This window comes from Streptomyces sp. NBC_00237 (assembly GCF_026342435.1).
GTDB lineage: Bacteria > Actinomycetota > Actinomycetes > Streptomycetales > Streptomycetaceae > Streptomyces.
This window is the reverse complement of record NZ_JAPEMT010000001.1, coordinates 278739-295517: the sequence shown is the minus strand read 5'-3', so window position 1 is coordinate 295517 and position 16779 is coordinate 278739. Positions and strand designations below refer to the sequence as shown.

12 protein-coding genes are annotated in these 16779 nt (G+C 70.7%); 3 read left to right on the top strand and 9 right to left on the bottom strand.

Annotated features, from left to right (window positions below; genetic code table 11):
* Positions 1 to 11: 11 nt before the first annotated feature.
* From OG897_RS01210 to OG897_RS01200, 3 genes are all read right to left on the bottom strand, one after another.
* The gene (locus OG897_RS01210; RefSeq protein ID WP_266651975.1) at positions 12 to 263 is read right to left on the bottom strand and encodes a phosphopantetheine-binding protein; all 252 of its coding nucleotides are present in this window, start codon (positions 261 to 263) and stop codon (positions 12 to 14) included.
* Between the two features lie 24 nt (positions 264 to 287).
* A complete protein-coding gene (locus OG897_RS01205) occupies positions 288 to 1223 on the bottom strand; it encodes an ACP S-malonyltransferase (protein ID WP_266651973.1) in 936 nt (311 codons plus the stop codon).
* A gap of 183 nt (positions 1224 to 1406) precedes the next feature.
* Positions 1407 to 2303, bottom strand: coding sequence for a proline iminopeptidase-family hydrolase (locus tag OG897_RS01200; RefSeq protein WP_266651971.1), 897 nt, complete (start codon positions 2301 to 2303; stop codon positions 1407 to 1409).
* A 507-nt stretch (positions 2304 to 2810) separates the two neighbouring features.
* Here OG897_RS01200 and OG897_RS01195 point away from each other — a divergent pair.
* From OG897_RS01195 to OG897_RS01185, 3 genes are read left to right on the top strand one after another with little or no spacing between them, the layout of a single operon-like run.
* Positions 2811 to 4043 (top strand): cytochrome P450, encoded by a 1233-nt coding sequence (locus OG897_RS01195; RefSeq protein WP_266656474.1) that lies wholly within the window; start codon positions 2811 to 2813, stop codon positions 4041 to 4043.
* A gap of 55 nt (positions 4044 to 4098) precedes the next feature.
* Entirely contained in the window at positions 4099 to 5334 is a 1236-nt protein-coding gene (locus OG897_RS01190; RefSeq protein ID WP_266651969.1) for a cytochrome P450, read from the top strand.
* 26 nt (positions 5335 to 5360) lie between these two features.
* Positions 5361 to 5549, top strand: a complete 189-nt coding sequence (locus OG897_RS01185) for a ferredoxin (RefSeq protein WP_266651967.1) — start codon at positions 5361 to 5363, stop codon at positions 5547 to 5549.
* 300 nt (positions 5550 to 5849) lie between these two features.
* On the opposite strand, the gene OG897_RS01180 is transcribed toward OG897_RS01185, so the two are convergent.
* From OG897_RS01180 to OG897_RS01155, 6 genes are all read right to left on the bottom strand, one after another.
* Entirely contained in the window at positions 5850 to 6605 is a 756-nt protein-coding gene (locus tag OG897_RS01180) for a thioesterase II family protein (RefSeq protein WP_266651965.1), read from the bottom strand.
* Positions 6606 to 6719: 114 nt separating this feature from the next.
* On the bottom strand, positions 6720 to 7367 hold the full coding sequence (locus OG897_RS01175) for a response regulator transcription factor (protein WP_266651963.1): 648 nt from the start codon (positions 7365 to 7367) through the stop codon (positions 6720 to 6722).
* Complete coding sequence (locus tag OG897_RS01170; RefSeq protein ID WP_266651961.1) at positions 7331 to 8629, bottom strand: sensor histidine kinase; 1299 nt, start codon at positions 8627 to 8629, stop codon at positions 7331 to 7333. The genes OG897_RS01175 and OG897_RS01170 overlap by 37 nt, the downstream gene beginning before the upstream one ends.
* Positions 8630 to 8721: 92 nt before the next feature.
* Positions 8722 to 11232, bottom strand: a complete 2511-nt coding sequence (locus OG897_RS01165; protein ID WP_266651959.1) for an FtsX-like permease family protein — start codon at positions 11230 to 11232, stop codon at positions 8722 to 8724.
* Complete coding sequence (locus OG897_RS01160; protein WP_266651957.1) at positions 11232 to 12035, bottom strand: ABC transporter ATP-binding protein; 804 nt, start codon at positions 12033 to 12035, stop codon at positions 11232 to 11234. The genes OG897_RS01165 and OG897_RS01160 overlap by 1 nt, the downstream gene beginning before the upstream one ends.
* Positions 12036 to 12792: 757 nt before the next feature.
* A complete protein-coding gene (locus OG897_RS01155) occupies positions 12793 to 16710 on the bottom strand; it encodes an alpha/beta fold hydrolase (protein ID WP_266656472.1) in 3918 nt (1305 codons plus the stop codon).
* Positions 16711 to 16779 lie beyond the last annotated feature (69 nt).

Sequence of the window (16779 nt, the reverse complement as noted above, 5' to 3'; positions counted from 1 at the left end):
TGACCGCCCCGTCAGCTCGCGGTGCTGTGCAGCATGCTCTGCACGGTGTCCCACAGGACACGGCCGGTACGGAAGGTGTCCATGGTCAGCGCGCTGTCGAGGAAGCGGACCTGGTAGACCTCCTCCAGGGTGCCCAGGAGCTGAACGGTGCCGAGCGAGTCCAGGCCGAGGTCGAGCAGGTCGGCGTCCGGCGTCAGCTCCTCCTGCGGCGGCAGGAACGGCAGGAAGGAGCGGATGAGCTGTTCGAACTGGTCGTCCCACATGGGAGCCTCCAACGGAAGAACGGATCAGACGGCGCGCGGGCGGCGCCGCGGAATCATCGCCAGCCGCGGCTGTGCGGCGACGACGTCGAAGTTGCGGATCGTGCAGGGCACCCTGCCGAAGAGGCTGTCGGGCCCGGCGACGCACAGACGGCTGACGCCCACGTCCTTGAGGGCCGTGGTGACGCTCGGCCACTTCATCGGGTGGTCGAAGCCGTCGAGCAGCATGGTGCGCAGTTCCTCGCCGGTGTGCAGCAGCGTGCCGTCCTGGTCGGCGACCACCGGCAGCTTGGGATCGGCGAAGGAGTAGCGGGAGACCACCTCGCGCTCCGCCTTGTCGCGCAGCGACCGGAACGCCGAGGCGTGCATGGGCGGCCGCATGGTGTACAGCGGCAGGCTGCCGACGGCGCGCAGCCGCTGTTCCATCCACTCCACGCGGTCCTCGGACAGCGAGATCATGTAGAAGCCGTCGTCGATGTGGCAGGAGATCTCGTGCCACTCCCCGGCCTCGTCGAGTTCGGCGAGGATCGCGTCGAGCCCTTCGCGCGGGGCGCGGACGAAGGACAGGGTGACGATGGACCGGTGCTCCTCGGCGAAGTACTCCTCCAGGCAGCGGGCGATCTCGGCGGTCAGCCGGACCGCGTCGGCCAGGTCCAGGGCGCCGGTGTAGGCGAGGGCCGCCTTCTCGCCGAAGCTGGGACCGGTGACGATGTCGGGTTCCACGTCGAGGTGGTCGCGCGCCCAGTGGGCGCAGGCCAGACAGTTCACGAGGAACGCGACCTGGGCGGCCTCGGAGTAGTCGCCGTCGGAGAGCCTGAAGGCGTCGACGAGCGAGTAGCCGAGTGCCTCGTCGGCTACGGCGACCAGCTCACGGGCATGGGGGTTGGCGACCATGAACCTGCCCACGTCGGCGAACGGGACGGGTCCCATGCCGGGGAAGACAAGAGCGGTGTCGAATGCCATGGCGGGATCCCCGTCCCCTTTCTTGGTGGTCGGATGCGTGGGCCTCCGCGCGCGCGGACAGCTTCCGCACGCGCGCGGACAGTGGCGCTCCGGCGTCATCGCTTCCGGGGCGTCGTAAGAAGCTGTGCGTCAGAGGCTTGTGACGGTGCGTCAGGGGTTTGTGACGATGCGTCAGAGAAGGTGTCAGAGGCTCTTCAGGAAGTCGTTCATCACCTGGCGGAACCGCTCGGGCTCCTCCAGGTGGGGAAGGTGGCTCGACTCCTCGAAGATCTCCCAGCGCGCGCCGGGAATGTGGTCCTGGTACGGCTGGACGACGGCCGGGGTGGCCTCGTCGTGGCGGCCGCTGATCAGCAGGGTGGGGGTGTCGACGCGGTGCAGTCCGTCGACGATCGACCAGTCCTTGAGGGACCCGATGACGTGGAACTCGGTGGGCCCGTTCATCGCGTAGTAGACGGTCGGGTCGTTGTAGATCTCCATGAAGGAGGAGAGGAAGTCGCGGGGCCAGGGCGTCACGCGGCACACATGGCGGTCGTAGAAGACGCGCATGGCGGCGTGGTACTCCGGGCTGTCGAAGGTCTTGGCCGCCTCGTGCCGACGCAGCGTCGCGTCGACCTCCGGAGGGAGTTCGGCGCGCAGTCGTGCCATTTCCGCCAGCCAGATCGGGTACGACGCCGGGGCGTTGGCGACGACCAGTCCGCGCAGCCCGGGCGGGGCGTCCATGGCGTGCGTGGCGCACAGCGGTCCGCCCCAGGACTGGCCGAACAGCACGTAGTCGTCGGAGATGCCCAGCTTCTCCAGCAGGTTGGCCAGTTCGTCGAGGAACAGATCGACGGTCCAGAACCCGGCGTCCTTGTCGGGCAGGTGGGTCGATCCGCCGTTGCCCAGCTGGTCGTAGTGGACGACGGGCCAGCCGTCGTCGGCGAGGCGGGCCAGCGGGAGCAGGTAGTCGTGGGTGCTGCCGGGGCCCCCGTGCACGGCGACGACCGCCGGCCGTCCCGCGCCGAGTTCACCGGTCACCCGGTACCAGGTCCGGTACTCCCCGAAGGGAACAGTGCCCTTCGCGCTGGGATCCGGGGACACGCTGATCTCCTCTGCTCGGCTGCGAACGCGGCACCGGCCGGGGGGCAAGGGCACCGGCCGGGACCAGGAGGGCCAAAGCGGCGGGCGCTCCGTACCTGCGCCGTACCGCTCGTCTCCTGTGGTCCGCTGCCGACGCTAACCGGACCCGTCCCGTCACCAGACCCCTAGCCGCCCCTAGGTGGTACAGGCAGCCATCTGGGGTGGCCATTCACCCTGCACAGACGGGTGAACAGGGGCCGGAGGTGACGGTCGTCACGGTCGCCCCCGACCTCTGACGCGCCCCGGACCGTACGGTTCCGCAGTACCCGCCGCCCCCCGCCGCACACCCCGGACCAGGCCCGAGGGTGCCCCCCGCCACTCTTCGTCTCCTAGGGGCACCTAGGGGTTGGAGGCCCGGAAGACCGCTGTCTAGCGTGCGGTGGACGCCGACAGCGCCCCCGACGGGCACCGCACCGGACCCGTTCCGAGGCCGGCGCTCCCGTTACCCTCCCGCGCGAAGAGGACATGATGACTGCACCTGCCGAACAGGCCGACGGGGCCGCGCTGCCGGATTTCCCCATGCGGCGCGCCTGCCCCTTCAGCCCGCCCGCTGAATACGCCGAACTCCGCGAGACCGAGCCGGTCTCCCGCGCCCAGCTGAAGGTCAACGGCAAGCCCGCCTGGCTCGTCACCCGGCACGACCTGTACAAGAAGCTGCTCGGCGACGAGCGGGTCAGCGCGAACCTCAAGCTCCCCGGCTACCCCCTTCAGGTGCCGGTGCCGGAGGAGATGCTCCAGGCGGTGCCGCTGACCTTCCTCTCCATGGACCCGCCCGACCACACGGTGCAACGCCGCATGCTGGCACCGGAGTTCAGCGTCCGCCGGATGCGCGAGCTGCGCGGGCGGGTACAGCAGATCGTGGACGAGCAGATCGACCGGATGCTCGCCAAGGGCGCCGAGTCACCCGTCGACCTGGTCACCGAACTGGCGCTGCCGGTGCCGTCGTACGTCATCTGCGAACTGCTGGGTGTTCCCTACGAGGACCACGGCCGGTTCGAGGAGTGGGCGTGGGCGATCATGAACCACGACATCAGCGACGAGGACCGGGGGCGCGCGCACTACGAGCTCGACCGGTACGTGGACGGGCTGGTCACCGCCAAGGAGAGCGAGCCAGGCGACGACATGATCAGCCGGCTGATCGCGTTCAACCGGGAGACGCCCGCGGTCACGCACTCCGACATCGTGAGCATGGCCAGGCTGATGCTGGTCACCGGCCACGAGACCACCGCCAACATGATCGCGCTCGGCATGATGGCCCTCCTCGAACACCCCGATCAGCTCGACACCCTGCGCGCGGAACCGGAACTGGTGCCGAGGGCCGTGGACGAGTTGCTGCGCTTCTTCTCCATCTCCGACGCGGGCACCGCGCGGGTCGCCCTCCAGGACATCGAGCTGGGCGACGTCACCATCAAGGCCGGCGAGGGCATCCTGCCGCTGAACAACGCCGCCAACCACGACGAGCGGGTCTTCCCCGACCCCGACCGGCTCGACGTGCGCCGCGAGGCCCGCAGCCACCTGGCGTTCGGCTACGGCGTCCACCAGTGCATCGGCCAGAACCTCGCACGCATGGAGCTCGACGTCGTCTACACGACGCTCCTGCGCCGCATTCCGACGCTGCGCCTGGCCGCCCCGGTCGACGAGCTGCGCTTCAAGGACGACGCCATCGTCTACGGCCTGTACGAGCTGCCCGTCACCTGGTGACGGCGGACCCCGCACCCCACCGCCGCCCGCTCATGCCACCGTCCGAAAGGCAGTCATGACCCAGTCCACCGACGCCGCGCCCGGGGAGGGTTCGCCGCTTCCGCAGTTCCCGATGCGCCGCACCTGCCCGTTCAGCGAGCCGGCCGAGTACGCCGGCCTGCGGAAGAACGAGCCCGTCTCGCGCGCCTCGCTCAAGGTGAACGGCAAGCCGACCTGGCTCGTCACCCAGCACGCGGACGTCCGCAGCGTGCTCGGCGACAGCCGCGCCAGCTCCAACCTGAAGCTGCCCGGCTACCCGCACCAGTTCCACATCCCCGAGGAGATGCTGGCGCAGGTGCGGCTGATGATGCTGTCGATGGACCCGCCGGAGCACACCGCCCAACGGCGCATGCTCATCCCGGAGTTCACCGCGCGACGGGTCAGGGAGATGCGCCCGGACATCCAGAAGATCGTCGACGAGCACATCGACGCGATGCTGGAGCAGGGCGGCCCGGTCGACCTGGTCACCGCCCTCGCCCTGCCGGTGCCCTCCCTGGTGATCTGCGAACTGCTCGGCGTGCCGTACGAGGACCACGACCGGTTCGAGAAGTGGTCGGCGGCGATGATGAACCACGACCTGAGCCCGCAGGAGTACGGCGCCGCGGTGCAGGCCCTGGACATGTATCTGGACGAGCTCGTCACCCTCAAGGAGAACGAGCCGGGCGACGACCTCATCAGCCGCTTCCTGGAGAAGAACGCGACCGAGCAGGTCGCCGACCACGCCGACGTGGTGACCATGGCACGGCTGATGCTGGTCGGCGGCCACGAGACCACGGCCAACATGATCGCCCTGGGTGTGCTGGCCCTGCTCAGCAACCCCGAGCTGACGGCCGAGCTGCAGAGGGACCCGGCTCTCCTGCCCAACGCCATCGAGGAGCTGCTCCGGGTCTTCTCCATCTCCGACTCCGGCACCGCCCGCGTCGCGGTGGCGGACATCGAGATCGGCGGGGTCACCATCCGCGCCGGCGAGGGCATCCTCGCCCTCAACAACGCCGCCAACCACGACGAGTCGGTCTTCGAGGACCCCGGCACGCTCGACATCCACCGCGCGGAGGCCCGCAGCCACCTCGCCTTCGGCTACGGCATCCACCAGTGCATCGGCGCGAACCTGGCCCGGGTGGAGCTGGAGGCCGTCTACGGCACGCTGCTGCGCCGCATCCCCGGCCTGAAGCTCGCCGTCGGTGCGGACGAGCTGCGGTTCAAGGACGACGCCATGGTGTACGGCGTCTACGAACTCCCCGTCACGTGGTGACGGCCGACACCCGAGGAGTGCCTCTCATGCGGATCACCACGGAGCGCGAGCAGTGCGTGGGCGCCGGCCAGTGCGCGATGCTCAGCCCGGACCTCTTCGACCAGGACGACGACGGTCTCGTCGTCGTCCTGCGGGAGCCGGAAGAGGGCGACCGCGCGGAGCTCATGCAGGCCGTCGACCTGTGCCCGTCGAGTTCCATCCAGGTGCACGGCTGAACAACCCGCACTGCGCCCGGACTTCACTCCGGGCGCAGTGGCGCTAGGGCCTGTCCGGCGGATCAGGTCGCATGGAGTGACCTGCGACTTCTCGATACCGCCGAGCGGGGTCGATGGGGTCTCCCCTGGTCGAGCGAAGCCGAGAGCTTGGGGAAGCGTGCAGCTGCAAGGCGGAGGATGGAGACGACGCGGAGCGTCGGCGATTGACGACAACGCGGGAGGGGGTCCCCCCTGGTCCTTAAGACCTTGGGGGAGCGCGTGCCAGGGCACACGACCGCGACAAGATCCGCCGGACAGGCCCTAGGACACTCCGGCGGCCTCGGCCAGCAGGTCCAGCACCTGCCGCTGACTGGTCGTCAGGTAGAAGTGCCCGCCCGTGAACTCGTGGAACGCGAAAGGACCGTCCGTGTGGCGTCCCCAGGCGCGGGCCTCCTCCACGGTCACCTTGGGGTCGTCGTCGGCGGTCAACCCGACGACCGGGCACCGCAGGTTCGGGCCCGGTTCCCAGACGTACGTCTCGGCGATGCGGTAGTCCGCGCGGATCGCGGGCAGCGCCATCCGGACCAGCTCCTCGTCTTCGAGGATCGCCGCCTCCGTACCGCTCAACTCGCGCATCTCCGCGACGAGTCCGTCGTCGTCCCGCAGATGGAACGACTCGTTCCGGTGGCAGGAGGGGGCCCGGCGGGCCGAGACGACCAGCGCCCGCAGCACGACCCCGTGGTCGCTCTCCAGCCTGCGGGCCACCTCGAAGCCGAGGGTGGCGCCCATGCTGTGGCCGAAGAGGACCAGCGGCCGGTCCGCCCAGGGCAGCAGTACGGAGGTCACCCGGTCGGCCAGCTCGGCGATGTTCTCCGCGAACGGCTCGTTGCGGCGGTCCTGGCGGCCCGGGTACTGGAGGGCCAGTACGTCCACGGAGGCGGGCAGGCCCGCCGAGACCGGACGGTAGAAGGTCGCCGAGCCCCCCGCGTGCGGCAGGCAGACCAGCCTGACCGCCGCGTCGGGCCGGGGGTGGTAGCGGCGGATCCAGAGGCGGTCCTGCTCGGCGATCGTGGTCATGGGACGGACGGTTCCTTCCAGAGGGTGGTACGCGGCGAAGGGCTCGGGGCCCACCCCGGCAGTCTCACGCGCGTACGGCCCGACGGCCACCCCTATCCGCCCCAACCGGCCCGCTCAGGCGTTGTTGAGATAGGCCAGCACCGCGAGCACCCGGCGGTTGCTGTCGCTCGACGCGGGCAGCAGGAGCTTGCTGAAGATGCTGGAGATGTGCTTCGCCGCGGCGCCCTCGGTGACGGTGAGCCGCTGGGCGATCGCCATGTTCGAGCAGCCCTCGGCCATCAGCGCCAGCACCTCCTGCTCGCGCGCGCTGAGCGCGGCGAGCGGTTCGTCCCGGGCGTGGCTCGTCATCAGCTGGGCGACGACGGCCGGGTCCATGGCCGTGCCTCCGGCCGCGACCCGTCGTACGGAGTCGATGAACTGCTCGTCGTCCAGGACGCTGTCCTTCAGCAGGTAGCCGATGCCACCGGTGCCGTCGGCCAGCAACTCACGGGCGTACATCTGCTCGACGTGCTGGGAGAGGACGAGGATCGGCAGCCCTGGCTGCTCGCGGCGGGCCCGCAGGGCGGCCTGGAGGCCCTCGGTGGTGAAGGTGGGCGGAAGCCGTACGTCGACGACGGCCACGTCGGGGCGGTGCTCGGCGAGCGCGGCGGCGAGGTCCGTGCCGTTGTCGACGGCGGCGACGACTTCGAAACCGTACTCCTCGAACAGTTGGATGATCCCCTGCCTCAGGAGGAAGAGGTCTTCTGCGAGGACAACGCGCACGGCAACTCCATCTTCATCACGGTCGGACCGCCCTGAGGGCTGTCGATCTCCAGGACCCCGTCAAAGGATGCCAGCCGTCGCCGGATGCCCTCCAGACCACTCCCGGCCGACAGGTCGGCGCCGCCCCGGCCGTCGTCGGTGACGTCGGCGTTCAGCACACCGTCCTCGTACCGGGCGACGACCTGCACCGTTGTGGCGTCGGCGTGCTTGAGTACGTTGGCGAGGAGCTCCGAGACCGCGAAGTACACGGCGGACTCGACCGGGTCGGGCAGTCGGCCGGGCAGATCCGTCTCGACGCTGACGTCCAGCGGGCTGGCCAGGCCCAGGGCGCGCAGCGCGTCGGCCAGGCCGCGTTCGGCGAGCACCGGCGGGTGGATGCCGTGGACCAGGTCGCGCAGTTCGCGCAGGGCCTGCACGGAGGAGGCGCGGGCTTGGCGCAGCAGCAGCCGGGCCGCTTCCGGGTCCTGGGTCATCTTGCGGTCGACGGAGCCGAGTTGGAGGCCCAGGGCGACCAGCCGGGCCTGGGCACCGTCGTGCAGGTCGCGTTCGATGCGGCGCAGTTCGGCGGCCTGCACGTCCAGGGCGCCGGAGCGGGTCTCCGACAAGTACCGCACCCGCGAGGTCAGTTGGGACCCCCGGGTCGGGCCGAGCAGGAAGGCCACGAAGTAGGCGTAGCCCCTGAGCACCAGGGGGCTGAGGAAGACCCAGGCCGTGAACACCACGACGGCCAGCATCCCCGCGGCCAGCGCGGCGGGCCAGCTGTCGACCGTGACGGACGCGTACCAGCGGCCCGTTCCGTCCTCGGCGAGGGGCTGCCACAGGCCGCAGGCCAGGAGCAGGCCCTCCCCGGCGTAGTAGAGCAGGGCGGCCGGCAGGAATCCGACGAGGCCGACGGCGCAGTTGAGCAGCAGCCACAGCAGGTCCCGCCAGGTCGCGGGGTCGGCGAGGATCCACTTGCAGGTGCGCATCCAGCCGACGATGTCCTTCTCGACCTCTTCCGGCTCGGGCCGGTAGGGCCGCTCCACGGGGACGCCGTAGCGGGTGGCCGCACGCCTGTTGAGGTCGGCCAGCCACCGCACGCCCCGGGTCAGGTACGGCAGCGCGAGGAAGCCGATGCCGATCACGCACAGGATGACGAAGTAGGCCGTGGTGACGAAGAGGACGACCGACAGCAGGGCCCCGGTGGCGATCGCCACGCCGGTCAGACCGGCCTGACCGGCCCGGACCAGTCGGCCTCCCCATGTGACCGGCACCGTCTTCATGCCCTCATGCTCCCATCCGCGGCCCGCGGGCCCCAACGAGCCGCCCCCGCCCGGGGAGGCGGGGGCGGCCCGACGGCCCAGGAGGGGGGAGCTCACGCGGCCTTCACCGTGTCCACGGCGGGGTTGCGCATGCCGCGCCACGAGGGCAGCAGGGTGGCACCGAACACCAGCAGCAGCGATCCGGCGACGATGGCGAGGTAGATGCCGATGGATCCGGAAGGCAGGTACGAGTCGCTCTTGACGAGGCTGTACGGGACGATGGTCGTCGCGGCGGCGATCGTGCCGAGCACCGTGGCGACGACACCGATCAGGGCGCCCTCGACGGTCAGCATGCCGATCACCTGGCGGCGGGTGGCGCCGGTGAGCCGCTGGAGACCGAACTCCGCATTCCGCTTGCGGGTCACCGACACCAGGGTGTTGACGACCGTGATCGAGGCGTACCCGACGATCATCGCGACGATGGTGTAGTTCGCGGAGACCAGGATCTGCTGGATCTGGTTGTTGCGTCCGGCCAGCGAGGAGCTGTCGTCCAGTTCGCTGCCGGGCAGTTGGGCGGCGAGCGCGGCGAGACCCGCGCGGGCCTGGTCGGCGCCGCCGGGTGCGGCCCGGACCAGGATCTGCTGCGGCAGCCCGTCGCCGGTGTGTGCGGCGAGCACGGTCGCGGGCATCGTCAGGTAGGGCTGCTTGGGGTTGTCGGCGTAGAGGGCCACGACGGCGGGGTTCACCTTGGTGCCGTCACCGAGGTGCATCGGCAGCTTGTCGCCGACCTTCACCCCGTACTCCTCGGCCTTCTTGTCGGACAGCGCCACCGTGTCGCCGCTGAGGGCGGTCAGGTCACCGGCGACCTTGGGCAGGTCGAGGCTCTGTGCGACGCCGTTGGCGGAGACTCCGCGCAGGTCGACCTCGGTCGGGCCGTCCGGACCGTCCACGAAGCCTCGGGTGGTGACGAACTCGGAGGCCGCGGCCACCCCGGACGTCTGGCGCACCCGGTCGACGACGTCGGGTGCGAACCCGCCCGTCGTGGAGTCGAGGACGTAGTCGGCGAGGACGTTCTGGTCGTAGGAGCTGCGGGAGACGTCGTTCTCGGTGGACTGCATGTACAGGGTGCCGGTGGCGATGCCGATCAGCAGGACGATCGGGGCGACGGCGCCCGCCATCCGGACGTTGGCGGTGGCCGCGTTGCGCAGGGCGAGCCGGCCGGAGAGCCCGGACAGCATGCGTACCGGCAGCTTGAGCAGCGCCACCATGAACTTGGTGATGCCGGGGGCGAGCAGGACCAGACCGATGCAGAAGAGTACGGACGCCGGTCCCGCCGTGCTGGCGAGGGTCGGGCCGTCCTCCATGACGGTGGCGGTGGCGACGGCCAGGCCGATGCCGTTGGCGAGGAAGAAGAGCGCGAACAGCAGGCGCGGAATGTTGAACCACTGGGTGCCGACGGCGGATTCGGCGACCGCGGCGATCGGTTCGGTACGGGCGGCCCGCCGTCCGGCGAAGCGGGTGGCGCCCGCCGCTGCCAGGACGGTGACGATCGCGCCGACCGCCATGGGGACCGCGCCGGCATGGTAGGTGATCGAGGACGACACGACGCCGCTGGACGTCAGCACCGCGAACAGCCCCTGGCCGATGGCGTATCCGGGGAGCAGGGCGAGCAGCACGGAGGCCACCGACAGGACGATCGTCTCGGTGAGGATCATGCGGCGCAACTGCGTGGGAGTGGATCCGACGGCCCGCAGCAGCGCCATCTCGCGGGCCCGCTGCTGGAGGGAGAGGGCCAGGGTGGAGGCCACGCCGAACATGACGATCAGCACGACCGAGGAGCCGAAGACGGCCGCGAGGATGACGACGGTGCGCTGTCCGGCCAGCGTGCCGGGCAGTTCGGCCAGTCCTCGGCTCTCGCCGGAGAACACCTGGGCGCGGTCGCCGACAGAGGTGCTCACCGCGTCGGCGACCGTGGTGGCGCTGCTGCCGGGCGCGGGCAGGACGGCGATCGAGTCGATCGTGCCGCCCGCGAGGGTGCGGGCCTCGTCCTCGGTGAAGAAGACGGCCGCTGCGGCGTTGTGGCCGCCCTGCTGGTCCGCGACGCCGCTGACCCGGAACTGGCGCGTGGTGCCCTCGACGACGATGCCGACCGTGGAACCCGGTCGGGCAGCTGCCTTCTCGGCCAGTGCCGAGTCGAGGACGACCTCGCCGCCGGCGACGGGGGTTTTACCGGCGGCGAGGGTATAGGGGGTGAACTGGGCACTGGCCCAGCCGTGGCCGTACGAGGACGAACCACTGGTCACCGGCTTGCCGTCCTTGAGGACGGTGGCGGGGAACGAGACGTCGGCGACGGCCTTGCCGACGCCCTCGACCTTGGCCACCTGGCCGACCAGACCGGGGTCGATGCGGTGGCGCTCGGCCAGGGCGGTGGACTCGTGGGTCTGGACGCCGCTGACGACGACCGGCGCCTCCGTCAGGCGCTGCGGTTCGGCCGCCATCCGTAAGCCCGTCTCCATCAGGCCGCCGCAGCCGATGACGATGGCGGCGCCGAAGAACATGGCGCAGAAGGTCGCGATGAAACTGGTCCTGCGGAACTTCAGGGTGCGCAGTGCGAGACGCCACATCAGAACCGACCCCCGGAGGGCTGCGACACGGCCTGGCGCTGGTTGTCGTCCTCCCAGGCACCGAGCCTGGTCATCCGGGCGGCGACGGCCTCGGCCGTCGGCCGGAGCAGTTCACCGGCGAAGGCGCCGTCGGCGAGGAACACCACGCGGTCCGCGTAGGAGGCGGCGACCGGGTCGTGGGTGACCATGACCAGCGTCTGGCGGGCGTTGTCGACGGACTCGCGCAGCAGGGACAGGACGGCACCCGCGGTACGGGTGTCCAGGGCGCCGGTGGGCTCGTCGGCGAAGACCACCGCGGGGCGGGTCACCAGCGCACGGGCGATGGCGACGCGCTGCTGCTGGCCGCCGGACAGCTCGGAGGGCAGGTGGCCGAGCCGCTCGGCCAGGCCGACGCGCTGCACCACGTTGCGGATCAGGCCCTTGTCGGGTCGCTCGCCCGCCAGTTGCAGGGGCAGCGTGATGTTTTCCATGACCGTCAGGGCGGGCAGCAGGTTGAATGCCTGGAAGATGAAACCGATCCGGTTCCTGCGCAGCTTGGTCAGCTGGTCGTCGTCCAGGCCCGAGAGGTCCGTACCGCCGACGACGACCCTTCCGGAGGTGGGCTGGGCGAGCCCCGCGGCACAGTGCAGGAAGGTGCTCTTGCCCGAGCCGGACGGTCCCATCACGGCGGTGAAGGTGCCGTCGGCGAAGCCCATGGAGAGCCCGCGGAGCGCGGCCACCTTGCTGTCGCCTCGGCCGTAGATCTTCGACACGGCTTCGAGCCGTACCGCCTCCGTCTGACGGAGGTCCTGTGAAGTGTGCACTGAGGGCTCCCCTATGAGCTGTCGCGCTTCGAACGCGGTGTCTGTGATCCAGCCTAGAAACGGCAGGGCCGCGGCACATTGGCATTGGCCAGCCGGTTTGAGGTAGAGGTTTCTCTACCTCGGCACGCAAGGTTCGGGCGGACGGCGCGTGAAACCCGTGATCTTCCTGTCAAGGTTGAGAAAATTCCCCTCCGCCTCGACAGATATCTGCACTCCGGCGGAAGACCTACCTCCCCTTCGAGAACTTCGCTTATCACCAGTGTTGTCAAACCCTTTCTGCGGGTAACGTCGAACCGAAATCGGGAACTGCTACAACGGATGGGACGCCCTATGGCCAGTAACAGTCGGCCTCTCCCCGGGATGACGGGAAAGCACCGCGTGGAGCGCGGAGGATCGCGACGTGATGCGACCTGATCACGAACTGACCGTGCAGGTCAGACCCGACGGATATCTGGTACTGGCCTCCCAGCGCACCGGGAGGCAGCACCGTTGCGGACCACGCGGCACCACAATGTGGCTGGCGCTCCAGCGGTGCAACTGGCAACCGGAATTGGCCGCAGAGGAAATCGCCATGCGATTAGGTGTGGATCCGGACAGTATTTACTGCGAGGCCGAAGCATGGCTTGCGCATTTCCGCGAAGTAGGCGAAGGGAGAAGCCGCGGAGCGTGAACGGAGTTTCCACCGTCACACTCCGCCGCGATGCCGATCCCTGCCGGGTGGTCAGAGATCGACCTCACTGTCCCGTCGCCACCTCGACTATTCCGGTGCTTTCGCGTCACTCTCCGCCACGTCGGTCGGCCAGGTCTCGACCGCCTCGGCGGTGGTGTCCGCGAATTCCTCCAGAATCGTAAAGTGCGTACCGGGGACGTCGACCGCTTCGTGCGCGGCGGGCCAGTCGGCCCGCCAGTCGTCGGTGCCGGTGCCGGTCGCGAACGACTCCTTGGGCCGGACGAACAGCACAGGTGCCGTCAGAGCGCCCGGCAGACAGTCCTGGATCAGGTCGCTGTAGCGGCTCATGGCGGCCAGGCGGGCGGTACCGAAGCCGCCGAAGGACGACTCCCGGTCGAGCATGCCGTCGAACATCTGCCGCCAGAGGTCGTCCTTGCCGTCGTCGCCCGGCAGATAGGTGTCGAGCAGCACGACACCCTCGGCGGGCCGTCCGGCCTTCTCCATGATCTCGGCCGCCGCGTGCGCGAACTGGCCACCGGAGGAGTAGCCGACGAGGAGGTAGGGCCGGTCGTCCCGGCAGGCCCGGCGGATGCCCTCGACGACCACGTCCACCACCGCGTCCACCGTCCGTGGCAGCGCCTCTCCCGGACCGAAGCCCGGAACGGTGGGCACCACGACGTCACGGCGGCCCTGGAAGTGCCGGGCGAAACGGGCGTACTGGTGGGCGCCGCCGAGCGCCATCGGCGACGGCAGGCAGACGAGCCGGGGCCCGGCGTCGCCGGTGGCGAGCCGCACCGGGTCGGGTACCTCGCCGAATTCGGCCAGGGACGAGAAGCCGGGGAGGATGTCGGCCACGGTCCGCAGCAGGTGGACGGCCTGCTCCATCCGCCCGTCGGCCGAGGCACGCCGCACCAGCCCGCTGATCGATTCGAGGCCGGCGTCCGCACCGGCCGGGGCCCGCCCGCCGTCGGCCAGGTGCTCGCGCAGCGCTGCGGCGAGGGCGATCGGCGTGCGGTGGTCGAAGATGACACCGGCGGGCAGCGTGCTGCCCAGGACGGTGCCGAGGGCACCGCGCAGTTCGGCGGCGGACACCGAGTCCAGGCCGATCTCCAGGAAGACGTCGTCGGGTTCGACGGCCTCGGCTCCCGCGTGGCCGAGGACCGAGGCGACCTGCGTGCGGATCACCTCGGTCAGCAGCGTCTCCTGCTCGTCGGGCGACGCCTCGGCCAGCCGCCGCCGCAGCGGCCCGGCCTCCACGGATCCGGCGCTCGCCAGCGTCACCTCGGTGGCCGCGCCCGTGGCGGGGAGCACCGGCTCGGCGAGCGCTCCGACGGTGAGGGCCACCTCCGCGTTCAGCCAGTACCGCTCGTGCCGGAACGCGTAGGTGGGAAGTTCGGCGCGGGCCGTACCGGGGAAGAGCGCGGCCCAGTCGGGGGCGAGACCGTCGGTGTACAGCCGGGCGAGACCCGCCGCCAGAGCCGTCGTCTCGCTGCCCTTGCGGCGGCCGAGAGCGACCAGGACCGTACCGTCGTCCCCGACGCAGGTACGGGCCATTCCGGTCAGTACGGCGTCAGGACCGAGCTCGACGAAGCGCCCGGCGCCCGAGGCGGCGAGGGAGTCCACGGCGTCGGCGAACCGGACCGTCTCCCGCACGTGCCGCACCCAGTAGCCGGGGTCGCGCAGCTGCTCGCCGTCGGCGAGTTTCCCGGTGAGGGTCGACACGATCGGGATCCTGGGCTCGTGGAACGTCAGCTTCTCGGCCACGGCCCGGAATTCGTCGAGCATGCCGTCCATCAGGGGGGAGTGGAAGGCGTGCGAGACGACGAGCCGCTTGCTCCTGCCGAAGCCCTCGGCGGCGGCGAGCACCGCCTCCTCCTCACCCGAAAGCACCACGGCGTTCGGGCCGTTGACCGCGGCGAGCCCGACCCGGCCGTCCAGCCGAGTCCTCACCTGCTCCTCGGTCGCCTCCACGGCGACCATCGCGCCGCCCTCGGGCAGCGCCTGCATCAGAGCGCCCCGGGCGGCGACCAGCGTGCAGGCGTCGTCCAGGTCGAGCACCCCCGCCACATGAGCCGCGGCGAGTTCCCCGACGGAGTGTCCGGCAAGCAGGTCGGGACGCACCCCGAACGACTCCAGCAGCCGGAACATGGCCACCTCGAAGGCGAACAGCGCGGCCTGCGCGTACCGCGTGCGGTGGACGACGTCGGCTCCGTCGCCCGCGAGCAGCTCGGCCAGACCGAGACCGAGGCGGGCGTCGACCGCGTCGTACGCCTCGGCGAACACCGGGTACCGGGCGCGCAGTTCGAGGCCCATGCCGGGGCGCTGGGAGCCCTGGCCGGTGAACAGGAACGCCGTGCGCGTCCCGGCGCGGGACCTGCCGGTCACCGCCGTGGGGGTGGGCGCCGCGTCGGCGAGGGCACGCAGACCGGCCAGCAGCTGCTCCTGGCCGGTGCCGAAGACGGCGGCGCGGTGGCCGAAGGCGGAGCGCCGGGTGCCGAGGGCGCGGGCGACGGCCGAGGGATGCAGTGCGGGCCGTTCCCTCAGGTAGTCGTACAGACGTCCGGCCTGCGCCGGGAGGGCCTGTGCGGACCGGGCGGAGAGCGGCCAGAGGGTCACCGGGGCGTCGGGCTCGGCCTCCGCGAGGACCTCGCCATCGGCGGACGGTGCCTCTTCGATGATGGTGTGGGCGTTGGTGCCACTGATGCCGAACGACGACACACCCGCCCGACGCGGACGCCCCGTCGCCCCCCACGGCTGTTCCTCGACCAGGAGGCGCACCTTCCCCGCGTCCCAGTCCACCTTCGACGACGGTTCCTGCGCATGCAGCGTCCTCGGCAACACCCCGTGCCGCATCGCCATCACCATCTTGATGACGCCCGCGACACCCGCGGCCGCCTGCGTATGCCCCACGTTCGACTTCACCGACCCCAGCCAGAGCGGCACCTCACGGTCCTGTCCGTACGTGGCCAGCAGCGCCTGCGCCTCAATCGGGTCGCCCAACGCCGTCCCCGTGCCGTGCGCCTCGACCACGTCAACATCGGCGGGCGACAGCCCCGCCACGCCCAACGCCTGCCGGATCACCCGCTGTTGCGAGGGACCGTTCGGCGCCGTCAGACCGTTCGAGGCACCGTCCTGGTTCACCGCGGAGCCCCGTACCACCGCCAGCACCTGATGCCCGAGACGCCGCGCGTCCGACAGCCGCTCAAGAACGAGCATCCCCACGCCCTCGGAGAAGCCGGTGCCGTCGGCGCCTTCGGCGAAGGAGCGGCAGCGGCCGTCCGGGGAGAGGGCGCCCTGCCTGCTGAACTCGACGTAGGTGCCCGGCGAAGCCATCACCGTCACTCCCCCGGCCAGCGCCAGCGTGCACTCGCCCTGCCGGAGCGACTGCGCGGCCAGGTGCAGGGTGACCAGCGACGAGGAGCAGGCCGTGTCGACACTGAGCGTCGGGCCCTCCAGGCCGAGGGTGTAGGCGACCCGGCCCGAGACGATGCTGCCGGAGCCGAAGCTGCCGAAGTAGTCGTGGTACATCACGCCCGCGAACACGCCCGTGCGGCTGCCGCGCAGCGAGACGGGGTCGATGCCGGCGTTCTCCAGGGCCTCCCAGGAGTTCTCCAGGAGCAGCCGCTGCTGCGGGTCCATGACGAGGGCCTCGTTGGGGCCGATGCCGAAGAACCCCGCGTCGAAGTCGCCCGCGTCGTGCAGGAATCCGCCCTGCCCGGTGGTGGAGCGGCCGGGTACGCCCGGCGTCGGGTCGTACAGGCCGGGGTCCCAGCCCCGGTCGTCGGGGAACGCGGTGATGCCCTCGCCGCCGTCCGCCAGGAGCTGCCACAGGTCCTCGGGGGAGCGGACTCCGCCCGGGTAGCGGCAGGCCATGCCGACGATCGCGATCGGTTCCCGGGCTGCCGCGGTCAGCGCACGGTTGCGCTCCCGCAGCCGCTCGATCTCCTTGAGCGAGGTCCGCAGGGCCTCGACCATCCTGGTGTCCGGGTTCTCGGACTCGACCATGGTTGTCTTCCTTGTCGCGGGCTTCGTCACGGACTTCGTCACCGGCTTCGTCACGGACTTCGCCGCGGG

Excerpts from the sequence above, each read along its gene's own strand:
- OG897_RS01180 (WP_266651965.1), bottom strand. The coding sequence starts at position 6,605 with ATGACCACGATCGCCGAGCAGGACCGCCTCTGGATCCGCCGCTACCAC.
- OG897_RS01190 (WP_266651969.1), top strand. The coding sequence starts at position 4,099 with ATGACCCAGTCCACCGACGCCGCGCCCGGGGAGGGTTCGCCGCTTCCG.
- OG897_RS01185 (WP_266651967.1), top strand. The coding sequence starts at position 5,361 with ATGCGGATCACCACGGAGCGCGAGCAGTGCGTGGGCGCCGGCCAGTGC.
- OG897_RS01165 (WP_266651959.1), bottom strand. The coding sequence starts at position 11,232 with ATGTGGCGTCTCGCACTGCGCACCCTGAAGTTCCGCAGGACCAGTTTC.
- OG897_RS01195 (WP_266656474.1), top strand. The coding sequence starts at position 2,811 with ATGACTGCACCTGCCGAACAGGCCGACGGGGCCGCGCTGCCGGATTTC.
- OG897_RS01155 (WP_266656472.1), bottom strand. The coding sequence starts at position 16,710 with ATGGTCGAGTCCGAGAACCCGGACACCAGGATGGTCGAGGCCCTGCGG.
- OG897_RS01210 (WP_266651975.1), bottom strand. The coding sequence starts at position 263 with ATGTGGGACGACCAGTTCGAACAGCTCATCCGCTCCTTCCTGCCGTTC.
- OG897_RS01205 (WP_266651973.1), bottom strand. The coding sequence starts at position 1,223 with ATGGCATTCGACACCGCTCTTGTCTTCCCCGGCATGGGACCCGTCCCG.
- OG897_RS01170 (WP_266651961.1), bottom strand. The coding sequence starts at position 8,629 with ATGAAGACGGTGCCGGTCACATGGGGAGGCCGACTGGTCCGGGCCGGT.